19 protein-coding genes and 1 pseudogene are annotated in these 18,853 nt (G+C 37.5%); 3 read left to right on the top strand and 17 right to left on the bottom strand.

All coding sequences use genetic code 11. The annotated features are described in order from the left end of the window. Positions 1–59 precede the first annotated feature (59 nt). From QFZ28_RS24155 to QFZ28_RS24140, 4 genes are all read right to left on the bottom strand, one after another. Positions 60–848: a carbohydrate ABC transporter permease gene (locus QFZ28_RS24155; RefSeq protein WP_307197755.1), complete on the bottom strand. Its 789-nt coding sequence runs from the start codon at positions 846–848 to the stop codon at positions 60–62. Positions 849–908: 60 nt separating this feature from the next. Continuing rightward, positions 909–1,853 (bottom strand): carbohydrate ABC transporter permease, encoded by a 945-nt coding sequence (locus tag QFZ28_RS24150; protein WP_307197184.1) that lies wholly within the window; start codon positions 1,851–1,853, stop codon positions 909–911. A 228-nt stretch (positions 1,854–2,081) separates the two neighbouring features. Beyond that, complete coding sequence (locus QFZ28_RS24145; protein ID WP_307197183.1) at positions 2,082–2,606, bottom strand: YehS family protein; 525 nt, start codon at positions 2,604–2,606, stop codon at positions 2,082–2,084. Positions 2,607–2,663: 57 nt separating this feature from the next. Next, complete coding sequence (locus tag QFZ28_RS24140) at positions 2,664–3,371, bottom strand: M48 family metallopeptidase (RefSeq protein WP_307197182.1); 708 nt, start codon at positions 3,369–3,371, stop codon at positions 2,664–2,666. Positions 3,372–3,979: 608 nt separating this feature from the next. Between QFZ28_RS24140 and QFZ28_RS24135 the strand changes: the two genes are divergently transcribed. After that, positions 3,980–4,186, top strand: coding sequence for a polysaccharide deacetylase family protein (locus QFZ28_RS24135; protein WP_307197181.1), 207 nt, complete (start codon positions 3,980–3,982; stop codon positions 4,184–4,186). A gap of 188 nt (positions 4,187–4,374) precedes the next feature. On the opposite strand, the gene QFZ28_RS24130 is transcribed toward QFZ28_RS24135, so the two are convergent. From QFZ28_RS24130 to QFZ28_RS24090, 9 genes and pseudogenes are all read right to left on the bottom strand, one after another. Continuing rightward, the gene (locus tag QFZ28_RS24130) at positions 4,375–5,178 is read right to left on the bottom strand and encodes a gluconate 5-dehydrogenase (protein ID WP_307197180.1); all 804 of its coding nucleotides are present in this window, start codon (positions 5,176–5,178) and stop codon (positions 4,375–4,377) included. A gap of 13 nt (positions 5,179–5,191) precedes the next feature. Further along, positions 5,192–6,023, bottom strand: a pseudogene (gene kduI / locus QFZ28_RS24125) (5-dehydro-4-deoxy-D-glucuronate isomerase). A gap of 21 nt (positions 6,024–6,044) precedes the next feature. Then, a complete protein-coding gene (locus QFZ28_RS24120) occupies positions 6,045–6,485 on the bottom strand; it encodes a PfkB family carbohydrate kinase (protein ID WP_307197179.1) in 441 nt (146 codons plus the stop codon). Positions 6,486–6,498: 13 nt separating this feature from the next. Beyond that, positions 6,499–7,050: a sugar kinase gene (locus QFZ28_RS24115; RefSeq protein ID WP_307197178.1), complete on the bottom strand. Its 552-nt coding sequence runs from the start codon at positions 7,048–7,050 to the stop codon at positions 6,499–6,501. A 2-nt stretch (positions 7,051–7,052) separates the two neighbouring features. Continuing rightward, entirely contained in the window at positions 7,053–7,700 is a 648-nt protein-coding gene (locus QFZ28_RS24110; protein ID WP_307197177.1) for a bifunctional 4-hydroxy-2-oxoglutarate aldolase/2-dehydro-3-deoxy-phosphogluconate aldolase, read from the bottom strand. Between the two features lie 122 nt (positions 7,701–7,822). Further along, the gene (locus QFZ28_RS24105) at positions 7,823–8,581 is read right to left on the bottom strand and encodes an IclR family transcriptional regulator (protein WP_307197176.1); all 759 of its coding nucleotides are present in this window, start codon (positions 8,579–8,581) and stop codon (positions 7,823–7,825) included. A 1,225-nt stretch (positions 8,582–9,806) separates the two neighbouring features. After that, entirely contained in the window at positions 9,807–10,730 is a 924-nt protein-coding gene (gene cysK / locus QFZ28_RS24100; protein ID WP_307197175.1) for a cysteine synthase A, read from the bottom strand. Positions 10,731–10,797: 67 nt separating this feature from the next. Further along, on the bottom strand, positions 10,798–11,856 hold the full coding sequence (locus QFZ28_RS24095) for an acyl-CoA dehydrogenase family protein (RefSeq protein WP_307197174.1): 1,059 nt from the start codon (positions 11,854–11,856) through the stop codon (positions 10,798–10,800). A gap of 193 nt (positions 11,857–12,049) precedes the next feature. Next, positions 12,050–12,580: a DUF4242 domain-containing protein gene (locus QFZ28_RS24090; RefSeq protein ID WP_307197173.1), complete on the bottom strand. Its 531-nt coding sequence runs from the start codon at positions 12,578–12,580 to the stop codon at positions 12,050–12,052. A 138-nt stretch (positions 12,581–12,718) separates the two neighbouring features. On the opposite strand from QFZ28_RS24090, the gene QFZ28_RS24085 reads away from it, so the two are divergent. Beyond that, complete coding sequence (locus QFZ28_RS24085) at positions 12,719–13,168, top strand: winged helix-turn-helix transcriptional regulator (protein ID WP_307197172.1); 450 nt, start codon at positions 12,719–12,721, stop codon at positions 13,166–13,168. Positions 13,169–13,425: 257 nt separating this feature from the next. On the opposite strand, the gene QFZ28_RS24080 is transcribed toward QFZ28_RS24085, so the two are convergent. From QFZ28_RS24080 to QFZ28_RS24070, 3 genes are read right to left on the bottom strand one after another with little or no spacing between them, the layout of a single operon-like run. Then, on the bottom strand, positions 13,426–14,193 hold the full coding sequence (locus QFZ28_RS24080; protein ID WP_307197754.1) for an ABC transporter permease: 768 nt from the start codon (positions 14,191–14,193) through the stop codon (positions 13,426–13,428). A 5-nt stretch (positions 14,194–14,198) separates the two neighbouring features. After that, the gene (locus tag QFZ28_RS24075) at positions 14,199–15,155 is read right to left on the bottom strand and encodes an ABC transporter substrate-binding protein (protein ID WP_307197171.1); all 957 of its coding nucleotides are present in this window, start codon (positions 15,153–15,155) and stop codon (positions 14,199–14,201) included. 16 nt (positions 15,156–15,171) lie between these two features. Then, complete coding sequence (locus tag QFZ28_RS24070; protein WP_373428165.1) at positions 15,172–15,942, bottom strand: ABC transporter ATP-binding protein; 771 nt, start codon at positions 15,940–15,942, stop codon at positions 15,172–15,174. A 391-nt stretch (positions 15,943–16,333) separates the two neighbouring features. Between QFZ28_RS24070 and QFZ28_RS24065 the strand changes: the two genes are divergently transcribed. After that, on the top strand, positions 16,334–17,845 hold the full coding sequence (locus tag QFZ28_RS24065; RefSeq protein WP_307197169.1) for a DHA2 family efflux MFS transporter permease subunit: 1,512 nt from the start codon (positions 16,334–16,336) through the stop codon (positions 17,843–17,845). A gap of 81 nt (positions 17,846–17,926) precedes the next feature. Here QFZ28_RS24065 and rbsB read toward each other — a convergent pair whose 3' ends face one another. Beyond that, positions 17,927–18,847 (bottom strand): ribose ABC transporter substrate-binding protein RbsB, encoded by a 921-nt coding sequence (gene rbsB, locus QFZ28_RS24060; RefSeq protein WP_307197168.1) that lies wholly within the window; start codon positions 18,845–18,847, stop codon positions 17,927–17,929. Between the last annotated feature and the right edge of the window lie 6 nt (positions 18,848–18,853).

The raw sequence follows: 18,853 nt of genomic DNA, 5'->3' as shown, positions 1-18,853 counted from the left end.
TATTGAAGGTGCACAATTTGATACTGTTTGTGCACTTTTTTTACTAGTTTTAATCACCCTCAACCTTTTACACCGCCAAGAGCAATACCTTTAATCACTTGCTTTTGCATGATGATGAAGACAATAACAAGCGGAATAATAGCAGAGAGTGAAGCCATCATTAGAACAGCAAAGTTATCTGCGTAATCGTCTTTAAATAGCTGCAGGCCTAGTGTAATGGGATAAAGTTCTTTATCAAGTAAAAAGATCAGTGGTCCCTGATAATCATTCCAAATCCAAATAAACTTAATAATACCAGCAGTTGCAAGAATCGGTTTACATAACGGTATAATGATTTTCCAAAAGATTTTGAAGTAGCCTGCCCCATCTAATTTTGCAGCTTCGATATACTCATTGGAAATTCCAAGCATGTATTGCCTCATTAGGAAGGTAAAGTAGATAGAGAATAACCCCATTAAGATTAACGCTTCATGTGTATTATAAAGTCCGAGCCATTTTATCAATATAAACCTAGGTACCAAAGTTCCTTGTTCCGGTATAATCATAAAACTAAGGACAAGGGCAAAAACGAAATCCCTGCCTTTAAACTGAAGCTTACTAAAGGCGAATGCCGCCATTGCAGAAAATATCAGTGTCGCCAATGTTTGAATAACCGCTAGTTTAATAGAGTTGAAATAGAATTTATAAAAAGGAATTTCGCTCATCCAAACCGCTTTGAAGTTTTCAACGATATTCCAATCTTTCGGAATCCACTGAATTGGAAATACCATTACATCTTTTTCAAATTTAAATGCTGCCGACAACATCCAAATTAATGGAACGAGGAAAAAGAGTGATAATACTAACATACCAATTGTGAATAAAATTTTACTAATATCAAGCTTTTTTTTCAATTTAATTCACCCCCATCAAGAATGTACAAACCGTTTTTGCAGTTTCCAGCTAATTAAGGTAATAATTCCAACAATGATAAATAATAACCATGAAATCGCGGATGCATAACCCATATTGAATTGTTGGAACCCTTCTTCATATATCCGGAATACTATAACTGTTGAAGAGTTATTTGGACCACCTTGCGTTAAAAAGGCAATTAGATCAAATACCTTAAATGAACCAATCAGTAATGTTATAAATAAAAAGACATTTGTTGGTCCAAGCAATGGAAGGGTAATTTTAAAGAACTGTTGAAGCTGTGATGCACCATCAATACTTGCTGCTTCATATAATTCTTCAGGTATACTTGATAATGAAGAAAGGTAAATAATAATTTGGTAACCAATTCCGGCCCAGATCGTAATAATAATAATTGAAATGATAGAGGTCTTCGGACTTGCTAACCACATTGGCGGATTCTCAATCCCTAACCCAACTAAAAATTGATTAATGGGTCCAAGTGATGGATGGAAGAGTGCACTCCATACAGCGCCAATTGCAATAATGGAGGAAATATAAGGAATGAAAAACGCGATTTTAAAATAGCTTGACATGTAAACCTTCGTATGAATAATGACCGCTAGTACAATCGCAAGGAACATTCCAATTGGAACAGTAAAAATAGTAAAAATGAAATTATTTTTTAAAGCCAACAGTACCTTTTCATCTTCAAATAATTTAATGAAATTATCAAACCCTGCAAAATGTATTGCTTGTAATCCCCCAACTAAATTCCATTCAGAAAAGCTAAGGACAAGTGAAAATACTAGAGGAAATACATAAAGTAGCAAGATTCCAATTATTTCAGGTAATAAAAACAGCCAACCAAATAAAGCTTCTTTTTTATTATTTGTCCAAAATGTTTTTTTGTGTACATAATTAACCGGTAAACTCGTTTTGATCACTTTATTATCCATGGACCATACCTCCTTTTTTATTTATAATTTCACTATAATGGAAAGGCTTACTTTGATTGATACACGATTCTGACTTTAATGTGCACTATTTTTACTTTTCTGTATTTCTATGGACAGAACATATTCGTTGAAAAGAATAATGGATTTCATAGGATTATTAAAGAAACCCCCTAAAATTAGGGGGTCTCATCTTCTGTAATTTACTATTAGAATTGCCTTAGTAGTCCTTTATCCTCTATTTTTTAAAGCTAATCCTTTTAAGAAATTTCTAGCGTATTTATCAAGGCACTGCTTATAATTCTTATGTCCTTCTTTTCTAAGCATGGCGCTTAATTCACCTTTTGTTACCGTAATTCCCGCTTTTTCAAAGATATCGAGCATATCTTCACTGGTTAAGGCCAGTGCTATCTTCACCTTCTTTAATAACTGGTTATTAATACTTTCTTTACTCTTTGAAGGTACTGGTGTATCAGGCTGTCCTGGTTTTGGTTCTTGCTTACCTCTTTTAAAAGTAATAAAGCCATTTAAAAATGACTCCAACATACTATTCGTGCATTTAATATGTTCCTCATCTTCAGCTACATCACCTTCATAATAATCTTCGTCATCGTAACTGTCCTTTGGTTTTGTAAGGATTTTTAGCACTTCTTCCTTTGTTACTTCAACTCCGCCAAATTTAAAAATCTCAACCATATCTGTATCTTTTATATCTAGCGCATATCGTAAACGAATTAATATATCATTATTCTCCATTTATTAACCTCCAATAAGATTGCTATTTGCATAGCACAAGTATATCCGTTTCAAATGTTAAACAGTCATTTTCCAACTGGATAACGCTAACCAGTTCTCCTGTTGCTTATATTCGGGAAGTATTTTACCAACAAGCCTCCAAAAGGAGCGATCATGATTCAGATGGACCATATGGCACATTTCGTGAACGACTACATAGTCAATCACACTCTGCGGCGCCATCGCCAGCCTCCAATTAAAGGTTAACTGCTGCCTCGAATCACAGGTTCCCCAATTCGTCTTATTATCTGTAATCCGGATAGACCGCGGCTTTGATTTAAAATTGCTCTGATAAGTTTTTATACTTCTCTCGACTATCATTTTACATTGTTGATAATAAAACCGTTTTAAAGCTTGTTTTATTTTTTCATCCTCAAGATGTTTCACATAAATATGTAACTTTTCCTCTCCAAACATTACATAGTCTTGCTGGATATTTATATCATGAGAAATCTGAATAGGATATTCGTTGCCTAAATAAAGAAAGCTTTCACCATGTTCATATATTTTCACCGTTGGTCCGAGGGTTCTATCCTTCATTTCTTTTAGTTTTTGCTGGATCCACTCCCATTTTTCCTCTAGAGCCTGAATTACGCGTTCATCGGAAATTCCTTTAGGCGCCTGAACTTCAACATTTCCATACAAATCGATAGAAATGCTCATCGATGTACGCTTTTTATACTTTATTTCAAAACGAATCGTCTGCCCTAAATAATTATGAATCATTTCAACACCTCTTATGAAACAAAACTTAAAAGAATTAATTCCCCTCCGAATCATACTTTGTTTTTTTCCTGCCGGCAACTAGACAGAATACTTAATTTCTTAAGTTTTATCTTTAGTATGCTATGGTTAATTATTTGGGGTACCAAGCTAGAATTATAGAATGAGAGGATGTTTGTCTTTTTTAAAGCGCTTTACCGTTATATTAAAATCCTTTATGGGGGAATGCAGAAAATGAGGAGAAAGTTGAAAAGATTTATTTCATTACTTCTTGTAGCTATTTTGATAATCCCGTCAAGCTGGATTACACAGGCTAGCAGCGGAAACCAACAATGATATTCTAGTTCTACTGTATCATCGAATTGTTGAAAATCCTACTAATGAATGGACGGATACCACCGTTGAAAAGTTTGAACAGACTATGCAGTATCTTAATAATAACGGTTACAATACCTTGTCAGCAGACCATATGTAAACATCATGGAAGGAAGAGAAGCGGCTCCTGTAAATCCGATTCTATTAACCTTTGACGATGCTAAACCTGACTTCAAAAGCCTCACGAATGAACCTAATGTCAGTCTCCAGAATCATTCAAAACTCATGAACAAACCGTGCTTTGGAACTCTAATATAACTAAGGAAGAATCCTCAGAAGAAATTAAAGCAGCAAACCAATACTTAAAGTCTATTACAAATAAAGATCCAGTCCTTATGGCTTACCCATATGGCGCATATAATCCAAACGCGGAAGCAGCAAATCAAGAGAATGGCATCAAATACGCATTTAAAGGGAGGATACATATACTCTTTAAACGCTAGTAGGTTTCTGTCTCATGTAATCGTTCGCTTAATACTTTACCTTCATTGTTTTCCATCTTAGTATTAGCATTTTTTGTACCTCCATTTATTAAATTCCAATCAATAGTTAAATAGACTTTACTCTTGCCATTAGTCTAGATAGCTTTTCAAAAAAAGATACAAGGCTGCGCCTTGTATCTTTATCCCTATTAAGGTTGTTTACCAATGTATGCTAGAATGCCACCATCTACATAAAGGATATGTCCATTAACAAAATTCGATGCCTTAGACGATAGAAATACTGCTGCACCAGCAAGATCTTCCGTTTCTCCCCAGCGGGCAGCAGGAGTCTTGGCAATGATGAACTGATCAAATGGATGACGAGAACCATCCTCTTGTTTTTCCCTCAGAGGCGCTGTTTGTGGAGTAGCAATATAACCAGGTCCTATTCCATTACATTGAATATTATATTCCCCATATTCGGAGGCAATATTCTTTGTAAGCATCTTCAAACCGCCTTTTGCTGCGGCATAAGCACAAACCGTTTCACGACCTAACTCACTCATCATCGAACAGATATTGATGATTTTCCCACCGCCGTTTTTGATCATGTCAGGAATAACTGCTTTTGATACGATAAATGGACCGGTTAAGTCCACATCAATGACTTGACGGAAGTCCTCTGCAGACATTTCAATCATCGGAATCCGTTTAATGATTCCTGCGTTGTTGACCACAATATCAATCGGACCAACCTCTTCTTTAACTTGTTTGACCATTTCTTGAACAGCTTCTTCATCCGTTACATCACAAACATAGCCTCTTGCATCGAATCCTGCATCTCGATAGCTTTGTTGGGCTTGCTCAACAGGGTCTTTTTTTAAGCCATTAAATACGATCTTTGCACCAGCTTTTGCTAAAGCCGAAGCGATTTCGTAGCCAATGCCATGAACAGCTCCTGTAACAAATGCTACTTTCCCATCTAAACGAAATTTATCCATTTCAAATGCCAAAGTCTTTCCCCCTTTACTTTAATTTATCCATTGGAACCATGTCCATGTCTGTGTAAGTGATATTTTCACCGCACATTGACCAAATAAATGAGTAGTTGCTAGTACCTACCCCAGAATGAATAGACCAGCTTGGTGAAATAGCTGCTTGTTCATTGCTCATAACCAAGTGCTTCGTTTCATCTGGTTTCCCCATCATGTGGAAAATGCGAGTATCTTGGTTCATATCGAAATAAACATAAGCCTCCATGCGACGTTCATGCGTATGACTTGGCATCGTATTCCAAGCACTGCCTGGCTCTAATATGGTATAACCCATTTGCAATTGGCAGCTCTCACACTACATTTGGATGAATATATTGATAGATTTTTCGTTCATTTAATGTTAGTGGTTCACCCGTTTCCATCGGTTTGATTTTATCAATACTGATTTTAACGTTTGGATATTTATGGTGAGCTGGTACACAACTAATATAGAATTTCGCTGGGTTTTCTGGATCTACGGATGAAAAGACAACATGACGAGTTTCTTTTCCGATATAATAGCCATCTTGTTTTTTCATTTCTTCCTTTTTACCATCGATTTCGATATATCCCGGGCCTCCAATATTAATCACGCCTAGTTCACGGCGTTCCAAGAAGTATTCCACACCCAATTCTTTATCTAAAACGATTTCCAAAGCAGTTTCTGCTGGTGTTACTCCACCGAAGATCATACGGTCGTTGTGTGTATAAGTTAAGCTAATTTCTCCAGGAACAAACACCTTTTCTACTAAAAACTCTTTACGTAATTGTTCAGTAGAATAATGACGAATATCATCAGGGCTGTGTGTGTAACGTGTTTCCATTTTTTGCATTTTTTCTCTCTCCTATCGAATAATTTTTCCAGAGCCAGCTGCTAAAAAGCTTTCCACTTCTGATTCACTAAATTGATTACAGTCACCATGAACAGTATGTTTCAAGGCAGAAGCCGCAGTTGCAAAGTTAATGATCTCCTGGGGTGCCTTTTGAACTAAGATTCCATGTAGAAAACCTCCAGAAAAGGCATCACCACCACCTACTCGATCCATAATCGGATCCATGAAATGAACCTGGGATTCGTAATAGGTTTGATCCATCCAAAGAGTTCCTACCAGTTGATTAGAACTAGCGGAAATAACTTCTCTTTTAGTAGAGTACAAGATTGAAATATTTGGGAATCGTTTTTGAATCTCTTGATAATAGTAGATTAATTCATTATCAACACCCATGTATTCAGGGATTCCCAACGAATACAGTGCATCCATTTTTCCTGCTGAGCAGTAATCCACATAGGGAAGGATTTTAGCAATTGTTTCTCCCCGCTTCTTTTTGTGTCCATAACTTACCTCGATAATTGATGTCCAAGCTGATTTTACAACCTGCCGATTTAGCGGCTTTGATTAATCGAACTGTATTTTCCTTCCAATGACTTGATAATGCAGGTGTAATACCTGAAACATGAAAGATATCCACATTCTTAAACAAGTCTTCGGATAACCAATCATTTTCAGTCATTAAAGCAAAGCTTGAGCCAGCACGGTCATAAATGACACTTGCCGCTCTTTCTCCGATCCCAGTTTCCATATAATAAGTTCCTAAGCGTGGGCCACCCGTTAAGAGGAAGTCTGTACGAACGCCGTAGCGGTTTAAGTGTTTACGTACTCCTTCACCCAATGCATTTTCTGGTACTTTGCTAGCAAAATATACTTCGTGCCTATAATTGGCAAGCGAGATAGCCACATTTGCTTCTCCACCACCGTAATGTGTATGTAGATTTTCCGTTTGAGCAATACGGACACCAGAATCTGTCGAAAGGCGAAGCATAATTTCACCTAGAGTGACAACTTTTCCCATTCTTATGCTCCTTTGATCTCATGAAATCTATCTATATATTGGCCAGCAATCTCTGTTACTTTGTCAAAATCCCCTTGAGCGGCGGGTGCTAATAAATTCCCTCCAACACCAACCGTAATTACGCCTGCTTTAAACCAGTCTTCCATATTCTCCAAGCTCACACCACCGGTCGGCATAATATTCAATTGTGGCATCGGTGCTTTAAAAGCAGATACGATACTTGGCCCATAAGCACTGCCTGGAAATAGTTTGATGATATCTACACCAGCTTTTAGTGCCTCTTTCATTTCAGTAATTGTCATACAGCCTGGAAGATAGGGAATCTGATGCAAATTACAAATTTCCGCTGTTGCCTTGTCAAAGCTTGGACTTACGATATACTCTGCGCCAGCCATGATGGCAAGACGTGCCGTCACAGCATCCAAAACGGTCCCAGCCCCAACTACAACTTCAGGATCATTTCGATACTCTTCTACAAGCTCGCTGATGGCTTGATCAGCTTGCGGAACAGTAAACGTTACCTCGATTCCTTTCATGCCTCCCTTTACGACTGCATGACTCGCTTTTATGGCTTCTTCCGTACTATTTCCACGGATAACAGCCACTACTCCAGCATCCTTTAAACGTTGTAAAATTTGAACTCGTTTCACGAAACCACTCTTTTCTTATTTGGAAATCTCGTTTTATTATTAGGAAATTCTTGTTTTAATTATACATCGCAGGAAGATAAAAGCAAACGTTTTTATAAAAAAAAAAGTCGCCGAAACGATTTTTAATGAGTCAATACTTGCTCCAACTCATCCTTTGTTTCGGAGACTGCTTGAATAATTTGATTTTTAAAATCCTCTGTTAGGCGATACTTCGGGATGCTCACACTAAAGGCTCCAATAATCACATCTCCTTTTTTCAGAGAAGCTCCCATACAGAAAATATCTTTTTCCATTTCTTCATCATCATAAGCAATTCCTGTTTCTCGAATTTTTTGTAGCTCAGAGAGTAACTTTAAGGAATTCGTAATGGTATTCTCAGTATGAGGAACAAGAGGAGTTGACTCCAGATAGTTCATATATTCCGTATCGTTTAGTTCTGCGAGTACAGCTTTTCCCATCGCTGAGCTATACAAAGGTCTTGTAATCCCAACCTTTGATGACATTGTAATGGTTTGGTGCTTTGGCTCCAGTTTATTGATATATAAAATCTCATTGTCCACTAAAACACCAAGATGTATCGTTTCATCAATTGACTTTTGCAGCTTTTCTAAATACGGCAAAGACAATTCTACCAAATCTGTTTGATTGATATATTGATTGGCATAACGAATAAGTTTTGATCCTAATCGATAGTTTTTAGTTCTATCCCTACTCACATAACCAATTAATAACAAAGTATCCAGTATTTTCAATGTTGTGGAATTAGTCATATCCGTCGCTTGAGAAATATCTTGTAATGTTTTATTTGGGTTATCCGCAAGAAAATCCATAATCTTCGCTGCCTTTAAAAGTACAGTACCGTACGGTTTTGTTTTCTCCATAAAAAACCTCTTTTCCTATTAGGAAATTATATACTATAAGAAAGAAATTTAAAAGTCTACAGATAAGAAAATGTTGTATAAATATAGACGTAATAATTGGCCGTTCAAAAAGTGATAAAAGAGATGCTCTTGTTAACACTGATATGGTCATGAATGGTTACTATTCCTTTATTCGTCCTACTTCAGAGACCTCTGAAAAACTAAAAGTTTTAATGTTTAAACCGTAACATAACGGTTTAACGACTTGTCAGTACTGTCAATCAAATCAACCGTTGGATTGACATTCCTTTAGTTGCCGTAACATATCAATCTCTAACGTGCCAAGGTCTCAGACTCCAAAGAGGTTTTAATCTTCTTGCCATAGCGATGATTAAAATGTTGCTTTCTGCATTAACTAGAACATCAGCCCTTTCCAAATTGACAAACATTATGGAGCTCAATCCCTTCAACCGCTTGACTTTCGTCCCGCTATCAAACTGTCTACGCTTAAAGACTAAAGTTACCTTTAGCCCTCCAAGACTCGCTACGAATGAATGGCTAGTTCTTGCTCGGCGGGAATCCCATCCGCTATATGTTACGACCTATGCTCGGCCGCAAAATTAAACGTTTGATTAAAACATATATATCCGCTTCATAACTAAATTAAATTTTATAAAAGCAAAAAACCTATCGATTAACCTTCCTTTTAAGCAGACATCACTTTTAATAAAAGCATTAAATTCTACATCCTTTGCTATAAATCTACTTATTTGCAAATGAAATTCATTAATTAAACGCTTAATTAAAATCAAGCAAAACTCAGCTTTAAAGCAGTTCCCGGCTAATTTCCCATGCAATAATTGTCGAGGAAATAATTAATTTTTTATTAACCAACGGTTATTCTCTCAGTAAAAACCAAAAAAAAACATTACTTACTAATATCCGACCAATGTTGATATCAATTAAACGTTTGATTAAATTCACAAGGAACCCTTTTATATTAATGGTTCATAGAAAAAAAGCAGCAGAATTTAGCGAAAATTAGTCCACCATGAACTTTTAATCCCTAACCATTTGTCAGCCAGAATTACCATCTGAGATTGCCTTCAGGTATATAGTTTTTCTTGATGATTTGATAAAAAAGGCCGACTCTCTTTCCTGATTTTTTGGCAGGAGGAGTCGGCTTTTTACCTTTATTTATACTCTAAGTATTCATATCACTGCCTCTTTAATGAGTTGTAAAAAATCAAGCTAGAAATAAGTCAGAGGACAGATACCGTTCTCCCGTGTCCGGAGCTAAACAAAGGACCCTAGATGTAGAGGGCAGATTTTTTGCTACCTCGACTGCAAAATACGCGGAAGAGGCTCCTGATGCACCTACAAAGATTCCTTCTTCTGCAGCAAGTCGGCGTGCCGTCACTTGGGCATCTTCATCCTTAATGAGTAGTATTTCATCATAAATAGAACGATTTAATATCTTAGGAATAAACCCAGGTCCAGTTCCAGGGATTTTGTGCGGCCCAGGCTCACCACCTGATAACACAGGAGATCCAAACGGTTCTACTACATAAATTTTCAAGTTGGGAATATGCTTTTTCAGCTCTTCCCCTACACCTGTGACTGTTCCTCCTGTTCCTGCTGTCAACACAAGGGCGTCCAATTTCCCTTCAAAAGCTTCTAAAATTTCAACTGCCGTTGTTCCACGATGTGCATCAGCATTTGCTGTATTTTCAAATTGCATGGGAATAAAAAAATCAGAAATTGATTCAGCCAATCGGTTTGCTTCATCAATAGCTCCTTGCATTCTCAAACTTGCAGGTGTTAGGTGAACTTCCGCCCCGTATGCTTTTAAAATCTTCACTCGCTCCGCAGTCGCGTTATCAGGCATCGTAATAATACAACGGTACCCTTTTACCGCACATACCATGGCAATTCCAATACCAGTATTACCAGAAGTCGGCTCGATTACGGTACTTTTTCCTGGAATTAATTTACCCTCTTTTTCTGCCCGTTCAATCATATTAATGGACGCACGGTCTTTGACACTTCCCCCTGGGTTAAATGATTCCAATTTAATGTACACTTCCCCTCCAGCTGGGTCCGGTAATTTATTCAGTTTTACAATCGGAGTTTTCCCGATTAAGTCAAGTATTGAACTATAAAGTTTCATTGTCTTTCCACCTTTCGATATATTTCAAAAATAATCCCCCATGATAAATTCAGATGGGGGATCACATTTATCCATTTAGTACTTTTTCTAAGTGTTTCACTGTTGGTGTCAAGTTAGCAAAGAAATAGGCTTCGCGTAGTCTTCGAGATGGTGCACTATCCTTTATATATCCTGCACTGCCGTTGTGTAGCATACTTTCTTGGACAGCCTCAAGCGTTAGATAGGCCGTTTCAAGACGAATCCGAGCAATATCTTTGAAGTTTAGGCTATCACCATTATAAAGGGATTGCAATTTTTTCTGGATTTCATGTTCAACTGCACGTAAATCTTCAGGCTGCTTCTTTAAAAATTGATTACAGCCATTTTGTTTTTGACAAACCTTTTCTATTGAAGAAATGGCAGCCTGTGTCACTCCAAGACCAAGCGGAATTTGGTAAGACACGAATGACGGGCGAATCTGTTCAACAAAACCCTTCGCATTTTCAGATAATACCCACTCCTCAGGAACAAATACATCATTAAACGAACATGCATAGGTAGCACTGCCATTAATACCAAGGTAATCGACCTTTTCTTTCAACTTTAGCCCCTCAGTATTACAAGGAATAAAACACATGATATCATTGCCTTCTTTGACGCCGGCAATGCAACCGAACCAATGATCTTCGCCAAGATTTGAAACAGATGGAAGCACTCCTGATATAAGATAGCCTCCTTGTGTTGGCTTTGCACTTAAATGAAGCTTTTCAAGTCCAGCATAATACTTCATTGGGTTTGATAAGCCTGTACCAGCTAATATCTCACCATTTTCAAGTGATGATAACATGTTTTCTTTCAACTTGCTATTTTTTGTTTGACGTACATATGTTAATGCAGCAAGGTGGCACCATAGGCAAAAAGCGGTAGTCATACAAACTTTAGCAGTCTCTTGAACTACATGCATCTCATTTAATAAATATTCCTTTTGCGATTTATTTACAGAAGACAATAATCCAGCTTCTCCAAGCTTTCTTAAAAAGCTCTCTGCATAGAAAGCATCTGTATCAATTTTTTTCACATAAGGCTTTAATTCCTCTTCAATTAACTTTTCAAGTGTAGACGGTTGTTGTAGGACCTCTATATCCACGACTGCCACTCCTGCCTTCTCATTATTTTTTAAACAGTAACACCCTATTACAAATCAATTAATTCCTATTAGTTTAGTTGGTTATAGAGTTATAATATTATACTTTGTTTAAAAAATCAACCATCAATTTTATCCTATAAAAAAGAGGCTAAAGACCATTTCTGGTTTAGCCTCTTTGCATTGGTCCAATAATTTATTCACCTGCTAGTTCAGTAATAGAATCAATTGGAGTGTTTACTGCTTCACGAGCACGCTTTACTGCAGCCTCGTCAGGAGCATCATAGAAGCAAAGACATTTTGACATATCTTCACAAACGTAAGTTCTTGAGAATGCTACTTCAGGAACTTCTTGATAGTGTACAGAGTTTTTCTTTTTACGAGCTAAGTATTGATCCATAGTAATATCTGCTGGAATATTCCATTCCACTAAATAATTAACTACATCGTTATTTTTCTTAACATCTTCTAATTCTTTACCAACAAGACGAACTTCTTTTACTAGTTCTACTGGAATTCCTGCACCTTTTAATGTCTCAGTCGCTGCATTTTGGTCTTCGCCTTCAACAATAAAGAAAGAACGGGAAAAGTCTTTTGATACTTGCACCTCGATTAATGCTGAATTGCTTTCATTCAATTTTGCTTGAAGTGCAGAAACCTTTTGATTCAATTCTTCTTTTGTAGATACAACTTCTTTTAGAGATGATTCAATTAAATAAAGTGCCATTATATTTCCCTCGCTTTTTAATAAAGTGTATTGAAAATTCTATAAGGTTATTTTATTATACTTAGTTTAAAAAATCAACTTTATTAATTTATTATTGTTTATGATAAAATAGATAAAAACACTGAAGGGAATTAACAAATGAAAACCAGATATAATTTACCTTGTAATATTGCGCAATCCCTTAATATCATCGGGGACCGCTGGTCATTGTTAATTGTTCATGAAATTCTAAATGGACAAACAATGTTTAACGAAATTAAAAAGGCGTTACCTGGGATTCCATCCAACCTTCTATCAGAAAGACTTAGATATTTAGAAGAAGAAGGACTTATTTCGGTAGAGCTCTATTCTGAGCATCCCCCTCGCTATCGTTATACATTAACGAAGAAAGGCGAGGAATTAGAACATGTCTTCAACGCACTCATTATTTGGGGAAGCAATAATTTACAAAAATGTTATAAAAAACTGATTGATTCCAAAACAGGTGATGAGGTAGAAATCTCCTATTTCAATAAAAAAACAGGCGAACGTGTTGAACAAATTGAAGTAGTCGCCATTCAAGAAGAGCTTCAAAAGGCTGGAGACTAATGATCCCCAGCCTTTTTCAATTTCCATTCCCTTCAACCCTCTTTTTCACTGTAACAGGGTATGATTCTCTTAGTATCGTTCCCTCCAACCCTCTTTTTTCTGTAACAGGGAACGATTCTCTTAGTATCGTTCCCTCCAACCCTCTTTTCTCTGTAACAGGGCACGATTCTCTTAGTATCGTTCCCCTCCAACTCTCTGTTCCACTCTAACGGGCACGATTCTCCTAGTACTATCTAGCCCCAACGCTTACGCTTTTCCTAAGCTCGTGCCATCATTCCCCATTGCTTACCTATCCATCTTTCAAACAAGGAAATGAAACGATCCAATAGAAATCCGCTCACTCCGATAAAAATAATCCCAGCTAGAACATAATCAAGATTTAACGTATTTCTTGCATCAACAATTAAAAAACCAAGACCTGACTGGGCTCCAACCATTTCTCCTGCTACAAGGAAAATCCAGCCTGTTCCTACCGCAAGACGCATTCCACTCACGATTGACGGGAATGCAGCAGGGAAAATGAATTTTACCATTAACTTTACCTTTTTAATTTCAAGGTTCTCTGCAATTTTTAAATATGATCGTTCAATTTTATTAACGCCTGCTACTGTGGTTAGTAAGACCGGGAAAAAGGCTGAAATAAAAATGATGACAATCGCTGGCATATTTCCAATACCAAACCATAGAACGATAAACGGTGACCACGCTACTGGTGATACCGGCCGCAGCACTTGTACAATGGGGTCAATGACTTGCCATATCCTAGGCAGTCTTCCTAGAATCATCCCTAAAAGAATAGCAGGAATTACGGCTAAAAAATATCCAGCGAGAAACCTGCCCAAGCTGACTTGCATATGTTCAAATAAGGTTCCCTCGACAATAAGAACAATAATGGCTTTCCCAACGCTTAACGGAGAAGGAAGAAGTGCTTCTGGATAGCCCCCAACCCAAATGATTACTTGCCAGATGAACACCAAAGCGACCATCCCTATAAGGAAGTTCACCAGTTTTTTTCCTATTTTCATTCTTTTCACATCGCTTTTTCAATAAATGTATTGTCTACAAATTCTTCATATAATGGCGGTTTTTCCATTAACTCCATCTCTAATAGTAGATTCCGGAGCTTCTCGTACTCCATTTTTTCAATGCGTAATCCATCAAATGAAATCCATTCCAACGATAAATTAAGCACTTCTCTGTCAACTTTCATGAATTGCTCAAAGGATTGATATAAATCTTCATCTTTTTGGTTAGCTTGTTCGCCAGATTTCACATATTGTGTCACCATTGATTGAGCAGCAGTTTGATTGTCTTGAATAAAGTCGTTTCTTAAGACAAGAACACAGCAGTATGAATTTGGCCAAATGTCATCTGAATGATAGAGGACATGACCTTTATCGAGGTTAACTGCTAACGCACCAAACGGCTCCGCCACCACAAACCCACTAATTCGTCCCCCAGCTAATGCGGCTGGCATTTCAGCAGGAGGCATTTCTACAACATTAACATCCTCATACGTTAGGTTTTCTTTTTTTAATGTTTCATATAATAAAAGATTATGAGTCGAATACTTATGTGGGATTGCAAATGTTTTCCCCTTTAATTCACTAGCGTCTTCAATCTCTTTCGAAGAGATTAATACATTTCCATCTTTATGACCAAGTGCAACAGCTTTTAAATCAATTCCTTTTTCAACTGCTTTCATCGCAAGTTGGATCAAAACCGAGGCACCATCTACACGTCCTGTATTTAAGGCATCCATTAAGTCGGGCCAAGAGTTAAATTTGACCATTTCAATGTTATAATCCTCAAATTGCCCACCATGAACATGGGCATCCAAGTACAGCGGTCCTGCATGCGTAATAGGAAGATAGCCAATTTTAATCGTTGGTTTACCTAGATTTCGCTGAGTTGTCTGTCCGCACGACGTAACGAACAATATTACAACAGCTGTTAATAGTGAAATCATCCACATCTTTTTTTTCATCAATGGTCATTTCTCCTTAAATGATAAACTCCGGTTCTTGACGGCTGCCGCTAAGCTCAAAATCTTCCAATATTCTTTTTCGGTAGTAATGAAAGTCTTCCCCCGCCCGGTCTCGAGGCTTAACTAACTTAATCGGAACATCCTTAAAAATTTCCCCTGGGTGAGAGGTCATAATTAATATTCTGTCAGATAAGTAGACAGCTTCATCTATGTCATGTGTAACCATTAAGATGGTCGTCTTTAACTTTTCCTGAATGCGCAGAAGTTCGTCCTGTAAGAGGTAGCGATTGAACGTATCTAGTGCAGCAAACGGTTCATCCATCAAAATAACATCAGGCTGCATTGCGAGTGCCCTGGCAATTGCTACACGTTGCTGCATCCCACCGGACAATTCATGCGGAAATTGATGATGATGATTTTCAAGCCCGACAAGCGTTAATGCGTCGTTTACCCGCTGGTTCATTTCCTCAATCGAAATTCTTTCCTCTTCAAGTCCTAGTTGGACATTTTTTAAAACCGTTCTCCAAGGGAGCAGATTAATTTGCTGGAATAGCATGATACATTTTCTTGTTGGCTGCCTAACTTCATTTCCATCAAGAATCACCATCCCTCCATTCGCTTTTTCAAAACCACCCACCATATTCAAAAGAGTACTTTTACCGCACCCGCTTTTGCCAAGTAAGGTGACAATTTCCCCTTTCTCAACCTGAAATGATATATGGTCAAGTACATGAATGGATTCCTTTCCATTATTGAATTCCTTATCAACATCTCTTACTTCAATCATATACTTTGACACATCTAAACCTCCCTATTTCGCAATCCTCTTAATTCCTATTAGTTTACTTAGTATTGTAGGTTATTTTATTATACTTCCTTTAAAAAAACAACCTTCTAATTGGAATTTTCCGAACTTTATTACTAACAGGTACTCCTTATTTATCTTTTCTTATTAGATTGTTCTAAAAAAAACAATATAGACAGCAAGAACAGACAACTAAAAGCTATAATCAAGCAGTTTTGGAGAATGTTTTTTATTATTGGGGAGATTAAAATAGAATGTAATATTGTTAACGCTTACTTAATTAGGGGTGAGTGTTTTGGATGGAATCCCAAAAGCATTATCCATCCAATTCTGCAAAATGCCAAGAGTCTTTTATATACTAAGGAGAGATACAATGAATAAATCGCTAAATATGACTCATCGTCCCCCGTATGGGATTCTTGCTGTGCTTATGATCGGCACATTTATTACATTTTTAAATAATACATTATTAAATATCGCACTGCCATCGATAATGGAGGACTTAGATATTGACACAGCAACCGTTCAATGGTTAACGACAGTCTTTATGTTAGTGAGTGGAGTTTTGATTCCAACAACTGCATTCTTATTTCAAAAATTTTCAGTCCGGCAATTATTCTTGGCAGCAATGAGCATATTTGCATTTGGGACGATTATTGCCGGCAGTACCGATTTCTTTTCCATCTTATTAATTGGACGGATTCTTCAAGCCGCCGGAGCAGCAATCATGATGCCGGTATTAATGAACGTCATGCTAGTGAGCTTCCCAATTGAAAAGCGCGGGGCAGCCATGGGAGTGTTTGGTTTAATTATCATGTTCGCTCCAGCAATAGGTCCTACTTTATCAGGGTGGATCATTGAACACTATCACTGGAGAATGCTTTTCCACTTTATCACGCCTATCGCAATTGTCGTTATTTTGATTGGCTTTTTCTCGCTCAAAGACAAAAAGGATAAAACAAATATTAAACTTGACTTATTTTCGCTTTTGTTATCAAGCATTGGTTTTGGAGGGTTACTATTCGGTTTTAGTTCTGCCGGCAGTAAAGGCTGGAACAGTGCGCTAGTGTATATGCCTCTTATAATTGGAGTTATCTCTCTAATATGGTTTATCTTACGGCAAACCAAGCAAGAACTTCCCATGCTTAATTTTCGTGTGTTTAAATACCCAATGTTTTCGCTATCTGCAACGATTACGATTGTGCTTAATATGGCAATGTTTTCAGGGTTTTTACTTCTGCCTATCTATGTCCAAACAATACGCGGTATATCGCCGTTGGACACCGGATTATTGCTGCTTCCAGGAGCGATATTGATGGCCATTATGTCACCCCTTATAGGAAGATTATTTGATAAGTTTGGGGGGCGTATGTTAGCGATAATCGGCCTAATTATCACAACGATTACAACCTATTATTTCAGCAAATTAACTTTTACAACCCCCTACAATTACTTAGTGTTTTTACATGCTGTAAGGATGTTAGGCATATCAATGGTGATGATGCCAGTTTCAACAAATGGTTTAAATCAGTTGCCAGCTAGTCTCTATCCACACGGTACGGCCATGAACAACACTATAAATCAGGTATCCGCGGCCATCGGTACTGCCCTTTTGGTCACAGCTATGTCTACTTATTCGAAATCATACACGGCTCAATTAACAGAAGAAGCTTTAAAAACTGCACCAGAAGCCGGGATGGCTGAAATACACGGGGAAATTGCCATGAAAGCCATGCTTGAAGGAATCAATTATACTTTCTTTTTGTCAACTGTAATTGCATGTTTCGCCCTGCTTCTCTCCTTCTTTATCAAACGGGCACTACAGGAAGAAGATCAATTTGCAGGAAAAACATCTAAAAAAAAGTCTACACGTAAATTGGCATAGAATTAGACGTTCCCGTATGGAAGAAAAAAGTCCCCAGTAGGAATACTCGGGACTTTTTCACAGTTTAAATTATTTGCTATCTTAATTATCTTTCGTTACTAATTTCAATGGTGCGGCTATTGTCTTCTCAACCTTTTTTCCCTGTAATACATCTCTGGCGGCACCCACAGCAAGCTTACCAATTAACTCTGGCTGTTGAGCAACTGTCGCTTCCATGTTTCCTGATTGAATCGCATTTAGTGCGTCATCATTTCCATCAAATCCAATAACCATAATTTCCTTCCCAGAACTATTAATGGCTTCAATAGCCCCTAATGCCATTTCATCATTATGAGCAAATACAGCTTTTACATCAGGATTTGCTTGCAGGAGGTTTTCCATTACCGTTAATCCCTTCGTACGGTCAAAATCAGCTGCTTGTTTCGCCGTTACATTTAATTTTTGATCTGCTACGTTATGAAATCCCTGACCTCTTTCACGAGTGGCCGATGCCCCAGGAACTCCCTCTAATTCAATAACTGGTGTATTTTCACCAAGCTTTTCAATCATATAGTTTGCAGCCATTTCCCCGCCTTTTATATTATCTGAGGCTACTAATGCTTCGACTTTCCCTTTATCTGCTGAACGGTCCAACGTAACTACCGGAATTCCAATATTATTTGCTGATTGAACAGCCGTTGAAATGGCAGCGGAATCCGTTGGGTTAATGAGCAGAGCATCTACACCTTGCTGAATTAAATCCTCCACGTCATTCACTTGTTTTGCAGAGTCATTCTGTGCATCTACAATAATAACTTCCATACCCAACGCTTCTACTTCTTTAACCACTCCATCCTTCAAGGAAACAAAAAATGGGTTATTTAATGTTGAAACAGATAAGCCAATTTTAATATCTTCTAAGCTTTCTTTTTTATCCGGTTTTGCCCATCCAGGCGGTTGCATAGAACAAGCACTTAGGAGCAAAAGTGTTAATGACAGACATATAGCTATTAATTTTTTCATGATATT

The organism is Neobacillus niacini (genome assembly GCF_030817695.1).
Taxonomy (GTDB): Bacteria; Bacillota; Bacilli; order Bacillales; family Cytobacillaceae; genus Neobacillus; species Neobacillus niacini_F.
Note: the sequence above shows the minus strand (reverse complement) of the source record. Positions and strands in the feature narration are given on the sequence as shown.

What these genes read in the sequence shown, in the direction of transcription:
- QFZ28_RS24155 (WP_307197755.1), bottom strand. Translation starts at nt 848, where the DNA reads ATGTTAGTATTATCACTCTTTTTCCTCGTTCCATTAATTTGGATGTTG.
- QFZ28_RS24150 (WP_307197184.1), bottom strand. Translation starts at nt 1,853, where the DNA reads ATGGATAATAAAGTGATCAAAACGAGTTTACCGGTTAATTATGTACAC.
- QFZ28_RS24145 (WP_307197183.1), bottom strand. Translation starts at nt 2,606, where the DNA reads ATGGAGAATAATGATATATTAATTCGTTTACGATATGCGCTAGATATA.
- QFZ28_RS24140 (WP_307197182.1), bottom strand. Translation starts at nt 3,371, where the DNA reads ATGATTCATAATTATTTAGGGCAGACGATTCGTTTTGAAATAAAGTAT.
- QFZ28_RS24115 (WP_307197178.1), bottom strand. Translation starts at nt 7,050, where the DNA reads ATGGGAAAAGTTGTCACTCTAGGTGAAATTATGCTTCGCCTTTCGACA.
- QFZ28_RS24105 (WP_307197176.1), bottom strand. Translation starts at nt 8,581, where the DNA reads ATGGAGAAAACAAAACCGTACGGTACTGTACTTTTAAAGGCAGCGAAG.
- cysK (WP_307197175.1), bottom strand. Translation starts at nt 10,730, where the DNA reads ATGAAACTTTATAGTTCAATACTTGACTTAATCGGGAAAACTCCGATT.
- QFZ28_RS24090 (WP_307197173.1), bottom strand. Translation starts at nt 12,580, where the DNA reads ATGGCACTTTATTTAATTGAATCATCTCTAAAAGAAGTTGTATCTACA.
- QFZ28_RS24085 (WP_307197172.1), top strand. Translation starts at nt 12,719, where the DNA reads ATGAAAACCAGATATAATTTACCTTGTAATATTGCGCAATCCCTTAAT.
- QFZ28_RS24080 (WP_307197754.1), bottom strand. Translation starts at nt 14,193, where the DNA reads ATGAAAATAGGAAAAAAACTGGTGAACTTCCTTATAGGGATGGTCGCT.
- QFZ28_RS24075 (WP_307197171.1), bottom strand. Translation starts at nt 15,155, where the DNA reads ATGAAAAAAAAGATGTGGATGATTTCACTATTAACAGCTGTTGTAATA.
- QFZ28_RS24070 (WP_373428165.1), bottom strand. Translation starts at nt 15,942, where the DNA reads ATGATTGAAGTAAGAGATGTTGATAAGGAATTCAATAATGGAAAGGAA.
- QFZ28_RS24065 (WP_307197169.1), top strand. Translation starts at nt 16,334, where the DNA reads ATGAATAAATCGCTAAATATGACTCATCGTCCCCCGTATGGGATTCTT.
- rbsB (WP_307197168.1), bottom strand. Translation starts at nt 18,847, where the DNA reads ATGAAAAAATTAATAGCTATATGTCTGTCATTAACACTTTTGCTCCTA.